Origin of the sequence: Rhizobium sp. Leaf453, from assembly GCF_001425605.1 — a bacterium.
Taxonomy (GTDB): domain Bacteria; phylum Pseudomonadota; class Alphaproteobacteria; order Rhizobiales; family Rhizobiaceae; genus Pararhizobium.
In genome coordinates, this window is sequence record NZ_LMRG01000015.1 from 12,383 (window position 1) to 28,106 (window position 15,724).

Consider the following 15,724-nt stretch of genomic DNA (forward strand, 5'->3'; position numbering starts at 1 on the left):
TCAGGAGTCATCACAGTTAACAACGGCTAGAGGAGAGCAAGACACGATGGGCACGGCCGACACTGTCATTCCACGCGTCGAGGAGCGTCTGTCGGTCGATAAGGAAACCGTCATTGACGGCGCTGTCACGGTCAGCACCCGGACGGAAGTCTTAGATGAGATCGCCGAAGCCCAACTTGAGCGTCAGACCGTCGAGGTAACCCGAATTGCAATGAACATCGAAGTCGCGCACGCGCCGGACGTTCGCAAGGAAGGCGACGTCATGATCGTCCCTGTCCTGGAAGAGCGCCTGGTAACGAGGCTGTTCCTCGTCGAGGAAGTCCACATCCGACAGCATATCACGTCCGAGCCGGTCAACGTCCCGGTCAGCCTTCGCAAACAAACGGTCTTGATCGAACAAAACGCAGAAAACAAGGAGAACTGAAATGGCTTACAACGAAACTGAAAACGGCTATTCGACAGCCTCGGGCACATCCAGCGCCCTCACCGCCTTTTTTGACAGCCGCTCCGATGCGGAGAGTGCCATCGAGCGCCTGAAGCAAGCCGGGATTTCCTCTGGTGCGATCCGTCTGGTGCCTGGTTACGAGGCCGACGAAGATAGCGCCGGTACTGCCGCCGACGATCGTAAGGGTTTTTGGGAATCACTCGGCGACTTCTTCTTCCCCGACGAAGATCGCCTCGTCTATTCCGAAGGCTTGCGCCGTGGCGGGTTCTTGGTTTCAGTGACGTCCGTCAGCGACGCGCTGTATGACGCCGCACATGAAATCCTCGACGAAGAGGGAAGCATCGATATCGACGAGCGTGCCGACCTTTGGCGCAACGAGGGCTGGAACGACACTACCCCAACTTCGTCCGCGCCCGCTTCAACATACGACGCCAATCGCGCATCGCTTGGAACCGCAAGCGAAGATACATTCGTTTCTGATGAATCCGGCGACGAAACGATCAAAGTGGTCGAGGAAAATCTCCGCGTCGGCAAGCGCGACGTCAACAGTGGCAGCGTGAAGGTTCGTGCCTACACGATCGAAACGCCAGTGAGCGAGGACATCTCGCTGCGGGACGAGAACGTCACTATCGAACGTCGTACCGTCGACCGTCCGCTGACCGATGCCGATACTGCGTTCCATGATCGCACGATTTCAGCGGAAGAGCGCCATGAAGAAGCGGTCGTCTCGAAGGAGGCCCGCGTCGTCGAGGAGATCGGCATCAACAAGACGACGACTGAGCGCACCGAAACAGTGAGCGACAGCGTCCGCAAGACGGAAGTCGAAATCGACGACCAGCGCGTCGAAACGCAAAAGCAGGACGGTTTCAGCCAGTCACAGGGTTTCAGGCGCACCTGATCCGCCTAGAGGCGGCCGGACGCCCGGCCGCCTTTTCACCGAGAACGAGAGAGAAAACGTGGATTCCATGCCCGTCTACTTCTTCCACCTAAAGCACTTCGAAAGTATCGATGAAGATCTGAAGGGCATTTCCTTCGATACGCTCGATGACGCAAGGTCGAATGCATCGGACACGTTAAGAGACCTGGTCGCAGAAAACCTCAGGGCGGCTCAACATATTGACATTTCTGGGATCGAGATTACAGACCCGTCAGGATCTGTGGTTGCGATGGTGTCGCTCGAGGACGCCGTTCTTTCCAGGCTCACTTCCGAAAAATAAAAACGCGGGGTCGAAGTGCGCATCGCTGATAAATGTATATATCGCTCGCTTCTGTGCACTGCCGATCGGGACTTCCATGACCGTCAAAGCCTCCTTTACCTATCGCGAAGGCAAACGCGCCGAAAACGTTTCCCAGGCTGACTGGCCCATCCAACCGCGCGACGGCGAGTTCATTTGGATTGACCTGGTGGATCCGACGCCCGAGGAGATGGAAAATTAAAACGATGTTGGCCTGAATCCACTGGCCATCGAGGATGCGCTGAACGGGAGGCAGGAGCCCAAGGTCAACGTCTATGGGGATCAACTGTTCGTCATCGCCAAGACCGCACACCTTCGAAGGCGACAAGATCGCTTACGGCAAAACGTGCGTCTTCGTTGGAAGGCACTATGTCATCACCGTCAGGCATGGGTCGGCCGCGCGCACGCGACGCTTCGCGAGCAACTGGAACAGTCGCCCAACTGTTCATTATCAGCACTAGTTTCAGCCAATTTCCGCTGCGTTGTAATCAATTCAGGGCGAATAAAGCTATTTACAAACAATCGCTAGGTCGGATTGGCGGGCTAACGCGAAATGAAAATGTGCAGCGCAGGTTGGAGCGTATCACCATGACCTTGCCGCCATTGGTGCCGCCTTGCGAACGGCCGTGTGCTTCTCCAGCAACATCGCGTGATTACCCTTCATGATGCGGCGGACCCGTTTGGCGTTGACGACAGGCATATCGGCGGCTCGCCTTTTGCGATCAAGGAGCGCGGCGATCCCAAGATAGCCATAGGTTGGCCTTTGGCCCGCCAGCTTGCGAATGATCGGCAGACGCTTCGCGTCCTCGGCCTTGCGATAAAACCGGCGTGGCTTTGATCTGCCTTTCAAACGGTCGGACTGCCACTCCAACGAAGTCCCGCCTTATACTCCGGCCAGTTCACCACCCTGAATTTTCATCTTCTCGATGCGATCACCGCCGGCATTATTGTGTTTGAAAGGAATGACTAAACGACAACGGCTCTTACGGTTCCGTCATGTCCAACTCAGATAGCTAAACGATCCGTGCGCCAAAGCTACGGCGATGTGATAGCACGCGCAGTTTGAGAGTTGGGCGGCAAGCGAGTTAGCCAATGCTTCACCTTTGCTATCCGTGCGATTTGGCGGAACTCAAATAGTGGAAGGACGTTCTGCGCTGCAGGAGGTACCATATGGATCAGGAAGCATACAACTGGGTCAGCCGTCGGGCTCATGAACTTTGGCAGAACGAGGGGCAGCCGCAAGGACGGGACCGGGAACACTGGTCGCAAGCTGTAACGGAATGGGAAACAGGGCAACCCGCATTGAAGGCATATGTACCCGCAGAAATTCACAAGGTTCTCGTCGTCGACGACGAACCGCTAGTCAGGTTCGCCACGCTGGATGCGCTCGAAGAGGCTGGTTTCCATGTACTGGAGGCCGCCAATGCCTACGAAGCGTTAATTATGCTGCAGAATGCCGACATTGATGCCGTATTCACTGACGTAAATATGCCCGGATCGACCGATGGTCTTGCTCTTGCCAAACTTGTTCGCGCCCGCGCTCCAAAGACAAGAGTTATCGTCACGTCAGGTCACGTGAGACTAGGTGGATTCGATCTCGCAAGCGGCATCTCTTTTATTCCGAAGCCCTACTCGCATGACGCAATCATCAGCATGCTAAAGGGGTAGCGCAAATAAGTTGGGTGCCGGAATAGTTATCCATCTCTCCGAGAAAGGCGACCACGCAATATCGTTTCTTAACTTCGCCAAGAAATCGCCACGTTTTCAGATACGCCAGACGCGTGCCGTGACAAAATGCACGATCTTGTATCCCGTGCTGGAATCACCACGCCTTGCTTGGGCACCGGCGGCCGGGGGAACGTGTCGAGCAGACGCAAAAATTCTCGACGACGTAGTCACCAAGCGCATTCCACTGTCCCGATGTCGCTGGCGTTAGAGAACTGCGGCCCGGGCGTCGCCTTCGTGCTCAAGAGCTTGCCTTGGTCATCCCGACCCGGTGCTGAGTGAAGTGATCATTCCCACGAGGAACAAAAGTACGATGTCCAAGTTCTCGGAATACACGATTTTTTTGTTTTCAGGGAGTTGATAATGCCGGCACGATGGAAGGAGCCTGTGAAGATCACCGCCCCATTGAGCGGCGACGTCCGCGTCGATGGACCGTTTGCCGCTCTTGTGTTTTTGATGGATGAATGGCCGGACCTCCGGGGCGCCGGATATGTCAGAGCACGAAGTCTTTGCCGCGCTGCGGTTGCCGGGCGCAGAGATGCCGAGGAAGCCCGGGAAATTTTTGTTATAGCTGCGAAGGAAGCAAATTTGCTTCACTGACAGATCCCCACCAGTAAGGATCGGATCGTAGCCTTGTTTCTTCTGTTGTGCGTCCTAAGTCGATGAGATGGAGGAACATCGGATACCAACTTCTGGAAAATCGGCAGGCTCAGTGCCACCGAAGACTGCACGGCTCAGCGCAGTCACGAACGAAGAAGTGGAGCGCCAACTTGGCGGCCGAACTCGCGACATCCGCCTGAATGGAGAGCTTTCGCGCCTTTTCAGCGAGCGCACATGGCCGCAGATGTCCAAGATCATCAGGGCTTGGATGATCTGGGTGATCGTCCTCGACGTCTTGACGTTGTGCCTCAATACGCTCCTCCTCCCGGCCGGTACCGTTATGTCGATGCTGCTGCCGGCCTCGATCCTTCCACCTGCGGCCGTAACCGTTGCAGTCGTTTTTCGCGAGCAAAGGGCCGCGTGGCTGCAGGCAACAGTTCTCCTAGTTGGCGTCTTCTTTATTCTGGTGTCTGTTGCGTTGGTGGGCGTTGCGACAGGCGGCGAATTTTACGAGCGGCATTTGACTATCATGCTTTTCGTCGCCGTCACCGCTATCGTCATTTTTCCGGTCCCTCTTCGCTGGGCGATGGTTATCGGCGCCTATGCCATCGGCATTTATCTGGTGTTTCAACTCACGAACCCAGACATTGAGCCAGGAAGTGCGTTGGCAGGAACGCTCTTCTTCGCCAGCGGCATTGGTGCGACGCTGGTTGCGCGGCGGACCGCGACGATCCTGGCGCATAAAACCTTCCTGTTGGAGTTGCGGGACCGCAGTCGCCTCGCCGACCTATCCGACGCAAACGCGCGCCTCGAACTGCTTGCCCGAACCGATCCGTTGACGGGCGTTGCGAACCGACGCTCGATGATGGAAACCCTCGACGCCTGTTGGCAAGAAGCGGGAGATTCGGGCGGCGCTGCAATTTTGATGTGCGATATCGACGATTTCAAATGTCTCAATGATAGTCTAGGGCATGCCGAGGGTGACCGCGGCCTGGTAAAGGTCGCTGGCATTATCCAGAGCAGCCTGAGAGATGATCGTGATCAAGTGGCCCGTTACGGAGGCGAGGAGTTTCTGGTCCTTCTCCCGAACGCCGACAAGCATGCAGCCTGTGCTGTTGGTGAAACCATCCGCAAACGGGTCGAGGCTGCATCACTCCCCAACCCGTTGTCGCGCGTCATGCCCAATATCACGTTGAGCATTGGTCTCGCGGCGACAGAGCAATGTCAAAGTATTTCTGCCGCACACCTTCAGCGCCAGGCGGATGAGGCTCTCTACTCCGCCAAGGTTCAGGGACGTAACCAAGTCGTTGCCCATGCAGACACCGAAAGACGAGCGCCGAGATCAGAGATTGACTGACTAGTGTAGACAGGATGCTGCCCAAGACAAGTCAGTGCTGCATGTCTGGAGAGAAATTGCCGCAACGAGGCCGGCAGGTAGCCAGCGCCGTAAACTACTGTCAGCGATCGCGCTAACCATTGTCACCGGATTGTACAGATCGGTGACGACGACCAGGAGGCATCAGACAGAACACAGCCACAAGACGATCCTGCGCTGCCGGGGCGACGGGTGAGCGCTCGCGCCATCTTATCCCGCCGGTTGGGTCCGTACGGTGAGTTTGTGTCCGTCAGGATCGCGAAGATTAGCGAGGCAGGCCCCGTTCGGACGTCGCACTGGCGGCTCTCGATCGCATTGTCACCGTGCGCAATGCCGGCTTCGTGTGAGGCTAGAACATGATCGAGCCTGTGGGCTCAATACCGGTCGTTCCAGCGTTACCAACGGCTGCCGGCGCTCCGTCGATGGGTTTGGTGATCGTCAGTTGACCACCCGGCCGCATTGGCTTTGTTAGCCCTACCGCGATCTCATGTTTCATCCTGGTCATCAACCGCCACGACGGTGTAAGTGGCCCAGCCGCTCCGGGAGATCGAGTCGTTCCCAGCGTAGTCGGCGTAGAACACTTCCAGGAGAGTTAGGAATACGCCCTTCGTCTCGATGTCCGCCGGGGTCAGGTATCCCCATTCAAGGCTGAACAGTTTCCGGCGTGATAGCGGCGAGGCATGCATTTATCTTAGCCAAGGTTGCGGATCATGGTTACCGAAGCGGAAACGCCGGCTGCGGTGTATTTGCGGCGCTCTGCGCGTGCCCTGGGACGGAAATTTTCCGCTCCACGATCTCAGGACGTCCGAACAGAAAACCCTTCACGTTCTACGAACTCTTGGCCAAGCTAAAGAGTTGCACGAATTTCTGTCGACTAAACCGAACGAGCCTGAGGCGGACCTCTCGGACCAATTCGCTGATCTGTTTTGATGAAACGAGGCGGGACGAGTTTCTTACGCCTTGAAGGTGTCAGAACCGTCGATCCTGTTGTTACTCTATTCGTTTGAGGTTCTCCAGCTCGCATGAACTTGATGAAACGGCTAGGGCTTGGTCGATTGCGTCGTCGGCGGACGGGCAACGTCAGCGCATGCAAGCTGCTCAACTTAAGCTAAACTTCGTCACGCTATCATTGACTGGCACGCCCGCGGCTGCAAGCTTCAACAATTACGAGGTCGTGCACGTGCAGGCAAAGGAGGCACCGATGTCCAATGACAGATATCTGATCAAGAGAAACGAAATCGCGGCGATGGAGGGTTTGGATAAGACCCATTTTCTGAACCCCAATGCCAAGAGGGTCAACAAGTCACTGGGGGATGCAACAGGTCTGACCGGGATTGGTTTTCATATTATTGAAGTTGAGCCGGGGAGAGAAACGACAGAGCACCACGTTCATTACCATGAGGACGAGTGCGTTTATATTCTCGACGGCGAGGGGGCGGCGATGATCGGTGATGACGTCGTGAGCGTCGAGGCGGGCGATTTTCTGGGCTATCGAAAAGGCGGTAAAGCACACTCGATTAAAAACACTGGGTCCGAAACGCTGCGTTGTATCGTCGTCGGCGAGCGTCTCGCACACGATGTCGGCGACTATCCTCGGCTGGGAAAGCGGGTTTATCGCAATTCGGGCCTGAAATGGAACCTGGTCGATTTTGATGACATCGGCGAACCAATCGCAGGTGCAAAAAGATAGAGCTGGTTTATGAGGTCCATGACGCATGCTGTCTAACCACCGATCTCTTGCTTGATGGGATGCGAACTTGCGACCCATGCATCTCCACAACAGATAAGGCGCTGAAATCTTGAAGCCAGCGGCATGGGTAACCATTATCGGAAGTGATAGATTTCGGGGGTCAAATCGCTGATGTCGGTCGCTGAACCGCCTGACCGGCCAAGATACGGGTCTCGTCTGGCCGAGAATAACGGAGCTGCACCCAATCGAAAGAGCAGGAAGCAGTCGACAGATTGGTGCGTCGATGACCAACTCAGCCAATTTATCCTTGCAATTTCGGATCAAATATCCACAAATGCAAGGATGATTGAGCGAAGAATTGCCTCAGAACTCGAAGAATGCATCGATTCCAGCCCGGCAGTTGCCCTGCTCGGTCCTCGCCAGGTCGGCAAGACCACGCTTGCGATCGATATCGGCAAGACCCGACCCTCCCTCTATCTAGACTTGGAATCGGATGCCGCCCGGGCAAAGCTTTCGGAGCCGGAACTCTATCTGGCCCAGTATGCAGACAAGCTCGTCATTCTCGATGAGGTCCACCGATTGCCGGACCTGTTCCAGATCCTGCGCGGGCTAATCGACAGCGGCCGCCGGGCGGGCCGACGCAGTGGCCAGTTCCTGTTGCTCGGCTCTGCATCGATCGATCTTCTGAAACAATCCGGCGAAAGCCTGGCCGGCCGCATCACCTACCTTGAAATGCAACCGATCGACGGGCTGGAAGTGGTGCCTAATAACCTTCAGGCGCTTTGGCTCCGCGGGGGTTTCCCGGACAGTCTGCTCGCCGCGACCGACCGTGCCAGCCTGCGCTGGCGGCAGGATTTCATCCGTACCTATCTGGAGCGCGACATCCCCCAGCTCGGCCCCAGAATTCCAGCCGAGACGCTGCGTCGGTTCTGGACCATGCTGGCACATCACCAGTCCGGGCTGCTCAATGCCGCAGAGCTTGCGCGCTCGCTTGGTGTCGATGGCAAGACTGTCGCCTCCTACCTCGATCTGCTTGTCGATCTTCTTCTGGTGCGGCGGCTGGAGCCGTGGCATGCCAATCTGGGCAAACGTCTGGTGAAGTCGCCGAAAGTGTATGTGCGAGATAGCGGCATTACCCATGCACTGCTGGGGCTTGGCACTGCCGATCACCTGCTCGGCCACCCCATCGTCGGTGCCAGTTGGGAAGGGTTTGTCGTCGAGACGCTGATTGCCGCCAGCCCACACGGCACCACTGCGAATTTCTACCGCACTGCCGCCGGGGCTGAGATTGATCTCCTCATCACGCCGCCGGGGAGAAAGCCCTGGGCAATCGAAATCAAGCGCTCTCTCGCGCCGAAGGTCGAGAAAGGGTTCTATCTTGCTTGTGAGGACATTCAGCCGGAGCGGCGTATCGTCGTCTACCCGGGGACAGAAACGTTTCCTATGAAAAATGAGGTCACCGCCATGCCGCTCTGGGCCGCCGGCCGGATGCTTCGCGATGAAGGATGAGGGCAGAAACGCAATGCCGCAGAACCCGAAATCGGGCGTCGATCAACGCGCCAGTACGCTTGATAAGGTTGCAGCTGTGCTGCCGATCGAGCGCCGCGACGAACTCGCGGAGTTGCTGACCGATCAGGATATCGAAACGCTGCGGCATCTCGTCAACGAGGGCATGGGCGACAACACCCTGCGCGCGCTCACCTCGGACCTTGCCTACCTTTAGGCCTGGTCGTTAGCCGCCACCCATCACGCCCTGCCCTGGCCGGCGGCGGCCCTCCCTGCCCTCCTGTCCATTCACCTCGGGCGAACCAAGACCAGAGGCATCGAGCATGACGACGTGGTCTATCAGACGGGCCGCCCGGTCGAGGCGCTCAATGCCTGGCTCACTGCGGCAAGGATTGGCGATGGCAGTATTTTCCGGGCGATCGATCGCTGGGGCAATGGTCTCCCGCCGGGCACTGGACCCGAAGGCGGTCAATACATCGTCACGCTGCGCGCCCGGATGGCAGGGCTTGATCCGAGCGAGTTTTCCGCGCACGGTCTGCGGTCCGGTTATCTGACGGAGGCTGCCAACTGCGGCATTCCCCTGCCCGGGGCCATGGGACAGTCACGCCATCGGTCGGTCCAACAGGCGTCCGACTAATACAACAGCACGACCCGGCGCAGCGGGCGCGCAGCGCGGTTGCTGTATTGCCAGGCCCTTGCGGCGGTATCGGTTAAACACCGAACGATCCAGGTCAACGGCTATCGCTGCCAGATGTAAGCGGTGAACACACCGCGTGCCATGATGTGATTTGCTAATGCAAGTCTCAGTTCGGTTCCCCTCCCCCCGAAGTACCTAAAAGAATAGGTCTTAGGTCTAGGGTAGCTCCGACCAAGGCCCGGTACCGGGAACCAATGCACAGCTTCCGAATTTGATTATCGACGATCACAAAGGTCGCGATTATTGAAGGAGATCAACATGTTTCACAAACTCTTCATTGGAGCCACGCTTGTCGCGAGCGTGATGTCGGGCGTCGCTATCGCTCAAGAGTCGACCGTCAATGGCGCTGCTGGCGGTGCAGTCACCGGCGCGATCGTCGGAGGTCCTGTTGGCGCAGCTGTCGGTGGTGTCGCTGGCGCGATCGTCGGTACAGCAATCGACCCGCCGCCGGAAAAGGTCGTTACCTATGTTCGGGAAGTACCGACCGCTGAACCTGTCATCATCAAGGAAAAGATTGTTGTCGGTCAGGCCTTGCCGAGCACTGTCGTCGTGACGCCTATTCCGGACGATCCGAAATACGCATACGCCATCGTCAATGAGGAACGCATCATCGTCGAACCTTCCTCCCGAAAGGTTATCCAGATCATCGACTGAATCGGAATTCAGTAGTGGAAACCGACCCTCGCTTGCCGGGTCTGTTTCCGGGTCTGACGGCGAACCTGCGCCGTCAGACACCCGTTCTGATCTTTCCAGGCTTTGCACAAAGGAGTTCCCCGATGGCTGATCGTGGACCAACAATCGTTAATACGGATCGCAGCGGTAACGGCGGATGGGCTATTGCGCTTTTTATCGCTCTCGTCGCCCTCGTTGCACTGCTGATGTTTACAGGGATCATTGAAATCGGCGGTAGCAATGGCAGTACCGACGTGAACGTCAATGTGCCTGCTGTCGAGACGCCAGCAACAGACAAGACTGCCGCGACGCCTGCAACCCCGGCAAACTAGCGGCTCGGCCGGCCCCGGCGGGCTTATAGCTGTCGGGCCCGCCTCCAAGCTCAGTCGGCGACGAGACATTCTTTGCACGAAACAGCGGAACACAATCATGAAAACGATCGCTTCGTTGGCATTTGCTATTGCGTCGTCCATCGGCGCTTGCATTGGCGCCACATCCCTCGCATCGCTCCTACTGGCCGAACCCGCCGAAAGCCGGCCTTTCGAGACAGCTACTGGACCAGATTTATGGACTACGAAGCCCATTTCTGTTGATGTCGGCCAGCAGAATTTCGAGCGAATCCCAGCGCGCCTCTCTAGCTACGTTACAAATCCAACGCCGGTGAAAATTGCCAGCAACAGACGTCCACCGGCACGGAAGGCGCCCACGCTTCAAGTGGCAATGTCGACAGCCCATCTCGAATGGTGCGCAGACCGTTACCGGTCTTATGATCCAGCAAGCAACACGTATCGTTCCTACATTGGGCAACAACGGACGTGTCAATCTCCTTATGCGACTCGGCAGCCCATCGCCTCAAACAGAGATGCCGTCGACCCACGCTTTGTAGGATATGGAGTGGACAACCTGCGAGGTGCTTGGTGCGCTGCAAGATACCGATCGTATCGGGCAGAGGATAATACCTATCAGCCTTATGACGGGCCGCGTCGCCGCTGCGATCCTCCGATTGACCAGGTTCGGCTGGAAGCTAGCAACATTTAGGCAGGGTCAGGGCTGTTTAGATCCAAGTGATCAGCCAGCGCCTTCGCTACTCAGCCCAGATCCGTGTAAGCTTTGGACACCTTCGGGAACCGGGTCTGCAGCAACTCCCCCGCGACGAAAACGAGATCGGGACCGGGGCTTATCGGCGTGTGCCGCCGCTGGGAGGTGAACGACAGGTTCATTGTCATGAGGTCAAAGACTGGAATTGGCCGCTGCTTAGTTCGCGTGCTTTAGCTACCCCTTCTCCGCTCGCGGCGGCGCTCTAGTTTTGGCACTTATCCTCAAGTGGAGTTCCGGCCATTTCCTTGCCTCCATCCAATGATTCAAATGACGCCGCCCAAGCCTCGCCGGACGCCGCACCAAGTGCCGCGAAGGAAACGGCAGCTTCGATGAGCGCGCTCGGTCAGAAGAGAGAAGACTCAAGGTTCTCCGAGACTCGTTCGGCTTTGTCAGCACTTTGCCTGGCGCTGCGAAACGACGTGGCGGTTACAGCGACTAGAGCCGGTACCGTATCCCGGTTATTAATCCTCAAAACAAGATCCCGTCTGATACGGAAGAAGAACCTGGACAGGTCGGCATCGATCGAAAACAGAAATCCAAGCGGTTCTCTCTGGCCCAGGCTGCAGGGACGAGCAGTGGTCATGGCCGGCTCCATAACCGAAGCGATCGGACGAAGGAGGCGGTTGAAGTTACGCTCCTGGCGTGGGATGGTCGCCGCCTCCGCGGCAACATGTCTGGTCGTCACATTTGTCATCCTGACCTGGGCACTCAAGGATGTTCCATGGCGACAAATCGCCGACGGTTCGCTCAAGCCCATCGTCGTCTTGGAAAATGCCAACGGCACGCCGCTTGTTCGCCAGGGGCCATACCAGGGTCCCTATATTTCCTATGAGCAGTTCCCCGACACGCTCATCAACGCTGTCCTGTCCATCGAAGACCGGCGCTTCATGGATCATATAGGTGTCGATCCGCAAGGCATCGTCCGAGCGCTGTTCAGGAACATTCAGGCAGGTTCGGTCGTCCAAGGCGGCAGTACCATCACCCAGCAGCTTATCAAGCTCCAATATCTCGACAGCGACCGCACCCTGAAGCGGAAAATTCAGGAACTGGTCATCGCCTTCTGGCTCGAAGGGAAGCTCGGCAAGGAGGAAATCCTCACGCGTTACCTCAACAGCGCCTATCTCGGCGCTGGCGCGACCGGCATGTCTGCGGCTGCCCGCATCTATTTCGACAAGGACGTGGAAGACCTCAACCTTCCCGAAACGGCGCTATTGGCAGGACTGCTGAGAGCGCCGAGCCAATGGAACCCGATTGTCAACCGCGAGGGTGCCAGGCAGCGGACCGAGGTCGTCCTGGACGCTATGGTGGATAACGGAAAGATCACCCACCTCCAGGCGGGGGCTGCCAAATCAGCCTTCGCAAAGGTCAACCCGACAAGGCCGACGCCACGCTCGGGAAGCTGGTTTGCGGACTGGGTAGCGCCTCAGGCGAGCGAAGTCTCAGGCTCGTCCCCAGGATCTACCACAGTCCGGACCACCCTTGTGCCGCGGCTTCAGGAGATCGCGGAAAAGACTATAGCGGATACCTTGGAAAAATCAGGTGAGGCGGCGAGTGTATCTCAGGCCGCGCTTGTCGCCATGACACCCGAAGGTGCGGTTGTCGCCATGGTTGGTGGACGAGACTACAAGGCCAGTCAGTTCAACCGTGCCGTGACGGCAATGCGTCAACCCGGCTCCACCTTCAAACTTTTCGTCTTTTATGCAGCGCTGAAAGCCGGGCTGACTTTGTCAGATCGTGTCCTGGATGCGCCGTTGGACATTAAAGGCTGGTCTCCCGAGAACTCAGGCGGCCGCTATCGCGGCTGGGTGACGTTGGCTGAGGCATTCGCGCGATCCCTGAACGCAGCGAGCGTCGCACTTGCGCAGGAAGTGGGACTGGACAACGTCATTGCGGCCGCACGGGAGCTCGGGATCGATGCCGAGCTTACGAATACGCCCTCTCTTGCGCTTGGCACATCGGAGGTCAATCTGCTTGATCTGACTGCCGCCTATGCGTCTGTTCGGCTCGGGAAGGCGCCGGTGGAACCTTGGGGCATCATCGATTTCAAGGCAGCTGATCAACCTGAAGCGTTCCGAGTGGGACAGCAAAGCCCTCAGCCGGTCGATCTTTCACCATACCAGTCAGACCTTGTCGATTTGCTTCGGCTTGTCGTTGAAAAAAGGACGGGACGCGGGGCTGATCCCGGTGTATTCGCTGCTGGCAAGACGGGCACCAGCCAGAACAACCGCGACGCCTGGTTCATTGGGTTCACGGAGCCGCTGGTTGTTGGCGTATGGGTTGGCAATGATGACGACACACCGATGAAGGGCGTCACGGGAGGAGCAATTCCCGCCCGCATCTGGCGCGACTTCATGCGCCAGGCGCTGAGAAACCCCGGTCCAGACACAATGTCAGATGACTCAATTGCTGGTAAAGACAACTCTCCCCGCTCGTGCAATGTCAGTGCCTGCTCGCGCGCCTACAGATCGTTCCGTCCCTCCGACTGCACCTACCAGCCGTATTCCGGCGAACGACGCATCTGCGAGAGGTGAACATCGGGCGACATGTGCCCGTCTGCATCCATATCTTGGTAGCACAATTGTCAAATTCGACGGGTAGACCGCGACGACCACTCCAGTCATCCACACTTTGCGTAACGGGCGCCTTCGGCCGTCCACCGACAGGCTAGGACCTAAGCCCTATGACGGAACGTTCAATCTATGCGCGGCGTTACTGATAACAATCGAAACGAGCAATAGGCCAAAAGAATGCCAACAGAACTTTGGGAGGCGATGGAGATCACCATCGATCGCGGAGACCATTTCAAACGAGTCAACAACAGTCGCGAGGCTCTTGCCTGTCTGATGACGTGCTGGCCAAATCGCAGCGGAAAGGCTTTCGCTGTCGCTAAAAAAGCATGTCTCGACGCGATAGAAGGCCGTGCTGAGCCAGCCGCAGCATCGAAAGCCTTCCAAGCGGCCGCAAAAGAGGCCGGACTGCTGTGTCGTTGAACTTGCTGGAAAGACACCGAAAACCTAGCAACTTTGGATCTAGTCCAGAATGTCAAGTATCGGGCTCCGTCCGAAGAAGGGCGTGTCCATGATGTTCACAGCCGCTGTTCGCGCCCCATGCTGTGTTGAAGAGAGATCCCCATGACCGCAGAACGCCGCCGCCTATTCGTCCAGCAACTTTTCGAACGTCAGGCTGCCGCCGGCTATGTTGTCGATGACGCGCCGGAGTTTACCAGCCTGATAGGGCTTTGGATCCGAGGTGATATCGACATGCCAGCATTTCGAAACCGCTATAGAGCGATCCGAAAAGGGCGTTTGCCTGCAAACCAATCTTCAAAGACGGTACCGATAGCAGCATCGCGCGATTTGGAGGAAGTGCCCGAGCCTGATGACCTGCTTCTCGAAATCGAGCGGATGACTGCGTCACTGCGATCCGACGAATGATGTCCAAAGTCCCATGTAGATCATTCTTGTGTCCCGTCGCTCTCCGCGTCGGGGGAAAGTCCGCATGGCTCAATTTCCATGTTTGGATGCCCCTTTCGACCCAAGGACTTTTTTCACCGCCGAGCGAAGGATCGGGTGCGTAAATGTTTTAGACCTCCTGTTGCGGCCATGACATGCCGCAGGCCGGTATAGTGATACGCGGATTGGATTCCGTATCAGTGGAACAAGCTCGGAACTCCCTGAGAACTACTGGTTTATCCAATCCCGATCTGTTCGATGATTTGCCCATGTGGATTGTGACCTCCTCACAGAGCCGGCACTCCAATTAGAACGTCTACTCTCAGCCGGCCGCTCCGCTTAAATCTCGGTATTCTTGATTGCGCGCGAGCATTGCCCAGACGATCCGTGATAGCTTGTTTGCCATAGCGATCGCCACCAGCATGCGCGGCTTTCGGCCCAGCATATTTGAGAGCCAGGGACCCGATCTTCCACCGCCTCGGCCCTTCCAACGCACAACAGACATCGCGCATATAATCAAAAGCCTTCTGATATCTCGTTGGCCCATCCTCGATGGTGCGGCTAAGCTTTTGCTTGCCTCCGCTCGAGTGCTATCGCGGAACAAGGCCAAGCCGTGCTGCAAAATCGCGACCACTTCGGAATCCTTTCATAGGCGGCGCGAAGGCGGTGATTGCCATCGCGCAAATAGGCCCGATCCCAGGGATGCCACGCCTCCATCGCACCACACACAGTCGAAGTCCGGCCATAAACCCCAAAGAGGCGACCGCGACAGTTTCTTGCGAAACAAAACCCGGCCATCGGCAGTCGCGCCCTATATTTGAAAGACCTGCTTTGCAACGTGGACGCTGACGATACTAACTTCCTTCATAAATGCCTCCTTTGTTGGTCACTTTACGCATCACCATCTTGGTACATGGCAATGCCGGTGGGAGGGGCATCCAACCCATCGGTGGAATTAGGCTCGCCAATTACCCGCTCAGTCCTGAGTGCAAACCAACACGCAGCACCATTCAGAGGCGATCTGCAAATCCCAAAATAGTCCATAAACAAAACCCCGCCCAAAATGGCGGGGTTGGCATCAGTCTCAGGGGGTCTTTCAAGACCGCGTCTTCGTGATAAGCATTTTCCCTTTAAACGGACGATGCACGGCCCGCATAACGCGCCCGCTCGGCATCGATCTCGGCCTGCGAATAAGGATCGGCCTTATTGTCGAAGGAGGTCCAGCCCTG

General features: G+C 57.1%; 15 protein-coding genes and 4 pseudogenes. 16 read left to right on the top strand and 3 right to left on the bottom strand.

The window, feature by feature from the left end:
* Positions 1-46: 46 nt before the first annotated feature.
* From ASG68_RS17615 to ASG68_RS31485, 4 genes are all read left to right on the top strand, one after another.
* Positions 47-424 carry a DUF2382 domain-containing protein gene (locus ASG68_RS17615; protein WP_062609939.1) on the top strand — a complete coding sequence of 126 codons (378 nt, stop codon included), beginning with the start codon at positions 47-49 and terminating at the stop codon, positions 422-424.
* A 1-nt stretch (position 425) separates the two neighbouring features.
* The gene (locus ASG68_RS17620; protein ID WP_062603654.1) at positions 426-1,343 is read left to right on the top strand and encodes a YsnF/AvaK domain-containing protein; all 918 of its coding nucleotides are present in this window, start codon (positions 426-428) and stop codon (positions 1,341-1,343) included.
* A 67-nt stretch (positions 1,344-1,410) separates the two neighbouring features.
* Entirely contained in the window at positions 1,411-1,662 is a 252-nt protein-coding gene (locus ASG68_RS17625) for a DUF6894 family protein (RefSeq protein ID WP_062609941.1), read from the top strand.
* A gap of 76 nt (positions 1,663-1,738) precedes the next feature.
* The gene (locus ASG68_RS31485) at positions 1,739-1,882 is read left to right on the top strand and encodes a hypothetical protein (protein WP_156373927.1); all 144 of its coding nucleotides are present in this window, start codon (positions 1,739-1,741) and stop codon (positions 1,880-1,882) included.
* A 364-nt stretch (positions 1,883-2,246) separates the two neighbouring features.
* Here ASG68_RS31485 and ASG68_RS17630 read toward each other — a convergent pair.
* Positions 2,247-2,536, bottom strand: a pseudogene (locus ASG68_RS17630) (IS3 family transposase); the annotation flags it as partial.
* A gap of 314 nt (positions 2,537-2,850) precedes the next feature.
* Between ASG68_RS17630 and ASG68_RS17635 the strand changes: the two are divergent.
* The 3 genes from ASG68_RS17635 to ASG68_RS17645 all read left to right on the top strand — a co-directional run bounded on the left by ASG68_RS17635 (position 2,851) and on the right by ASG68_RS17645 (position 5,362).
* Complete coding sequence (locus tag ASG68_RS17635) at positions 2,851-3,348, top strand: response regulator (protein WP_082478517.1); 498 nt, start codon at positions 2,851-2,853, stop codon at positions 3,346-3,348.
* A gap of 420 nt (positions 3,349-3,768) precedes the next feature.
* The gene (locus tag ASG68_RS30755; protein ID WP_082478518.1) at positions 3,769-4,005 is read left to right on the top strand and encodes a DUF982 domain-containing protein; all 237 of its coding nucleotides are present in this window, start codon (positions 3,769-3,771) and stop codon (positions 4,003-4,005) included.
* Positions 4,006-4,072: 67 nt separating this feature from the next.
* Positions 4,073-5,362 (top strand): GGDEF domain-containing protein, encoded by a 1,290-nt coding sequence (locus ASG68_RS17645; protein WP_082478519.1) that lies wholly within the window; start codon positions 4,073-4,075, stop codon positions 5,360-5,362.
* A 228-nt stretch (positions 5,363-5,590) separates the two neighbouring features.
* Here the strand turns inward: ASG68_RS17645 and ASG68_RS32495 are convergent.
* Positions 5,591-5,831: pseudogene (locus ASG68_RS32495) on the bottom strand (VOC family protein); the annotation flags it as partial.
* A gap of 750 nt (positions 5,832-6,581) precedes the next feature.
* Between ASG68_RS32495 and ASG68_RS17655 the strand changes: the two are divergent.
* From ASG68_RS17655 to ASG68_RS17685, 9 genes and pseudogenes are all read left to right on the top strand, one after another.
* Positions 6,582-7,070, top strand: a complete 489-nt coding sequence (locus tag ASG68_RS17655) for a cupin domain-containing protein (protein WP_062603666.1) — start codon at positions 6,582-6,584, stop codon at positions 7,068-7,070.
* Between the two features lie 342 nt (positions 7,071-7,412).
* Entirely contained in the window at positions 7,413-8,579 is a 1,167-nt protein-coding gene (locus tag ASG68_RS17660; RefSeq protein WP_062603659.1) for an ATP-binding protein, read from the top strand.
* Positions 8,580-8,592: 13 nt separating this feature from the next.
* A pseudogene (locus ASG68_RS17665) lies at positions 8,593-9,213 on the top strand (hypothetical protein).
* A 318-nt stretch (positions 9,214-9,531) separates the two neighbouring features.
* Positions 9,532-9,927 (top strand): DUF1236 domain-containing protein, encoded by a 396-nt coding sequence (locus ASG68_RS17670; protein WP_062581825.1) that lies wholly within the window; start codon positions 9,532-9,534, stop codon positions 9,925-9,927.
* 122 nt (positions 9,928-10,049) lie between these two features.
* Positions 10,050-10,277: a hypothetical protein gene (locus ASG68_RS17675; RefSeq protein ID WP_113567960.1), complete on the top strand. Its 228-nt coding sequence runs from the start codon at positions 10,050-10,052 to the stop codon at positions 10,275-10,277.
* A gap of 388 nt (positions 10,278-10,665) precedes the next feature.
* Positions 10,666-10,983 carry a BA14K family protein gene (locus ASG68_RS32890; RefSeq protein WP_320416523.1) on the top strand — a complete coding sequence of 106 codons (318 nt, stop codon included), beginning with the start codon at positions 10,666-10,668 and terminating at the stop codon, positions 10,981-10,983.
* 707 nt (positions 10,984-11,690) lie between these two features.
* Positions 11,691-13,574, top strand: coding sequence for a PBP1A family penicillin-binding protein (locus ASG68_RS17680; RefSeq protein WP_062609942.1), 1,884 nt, complete (start codon positions 11,691-11,693; stop codon positions 13,572-13,574).
* A 216-nt stretch (positions 13,575-13,790) separates the two neighbouring features.
* Positions 13,791-14,033 carry a DUF982 domain-containing protein gene (locus ASG68_RS30765; RefSeq protein ID WP_082478522.1) on the top strand — a complete coding sequence of 81 codons (243 nt, stop codon included), beginning with the start codon at positions 13,791-13,793 and terminating at the stop codon, positions 14,031-14,033.
* A gap of 141 nt (positions 14,034-14,174) precedes the next feature.
* Entirely contained in the window at positions 14,175-14,477 is a 303-nt protein-coding gene (locus ASG68_RS17685) for a hypothetical protein (RefSeq protein WP_062603665.1), read from the top strand.
* A 340-nt stretch (positions 14,478-14,817) separates the two neighbouring features.
* Here ASG68_RS17685 and ASG68_RS17690 read toward each other — a convergent pair.
* Positions 14,818-15,199: pseudogene (locus ASG68_RS17690) on the bottom strand (transposase); the annotation flags it as partial.
* Between the last annotated feature and the right edge of the window lie 525 nt (positions 15,200-15,724).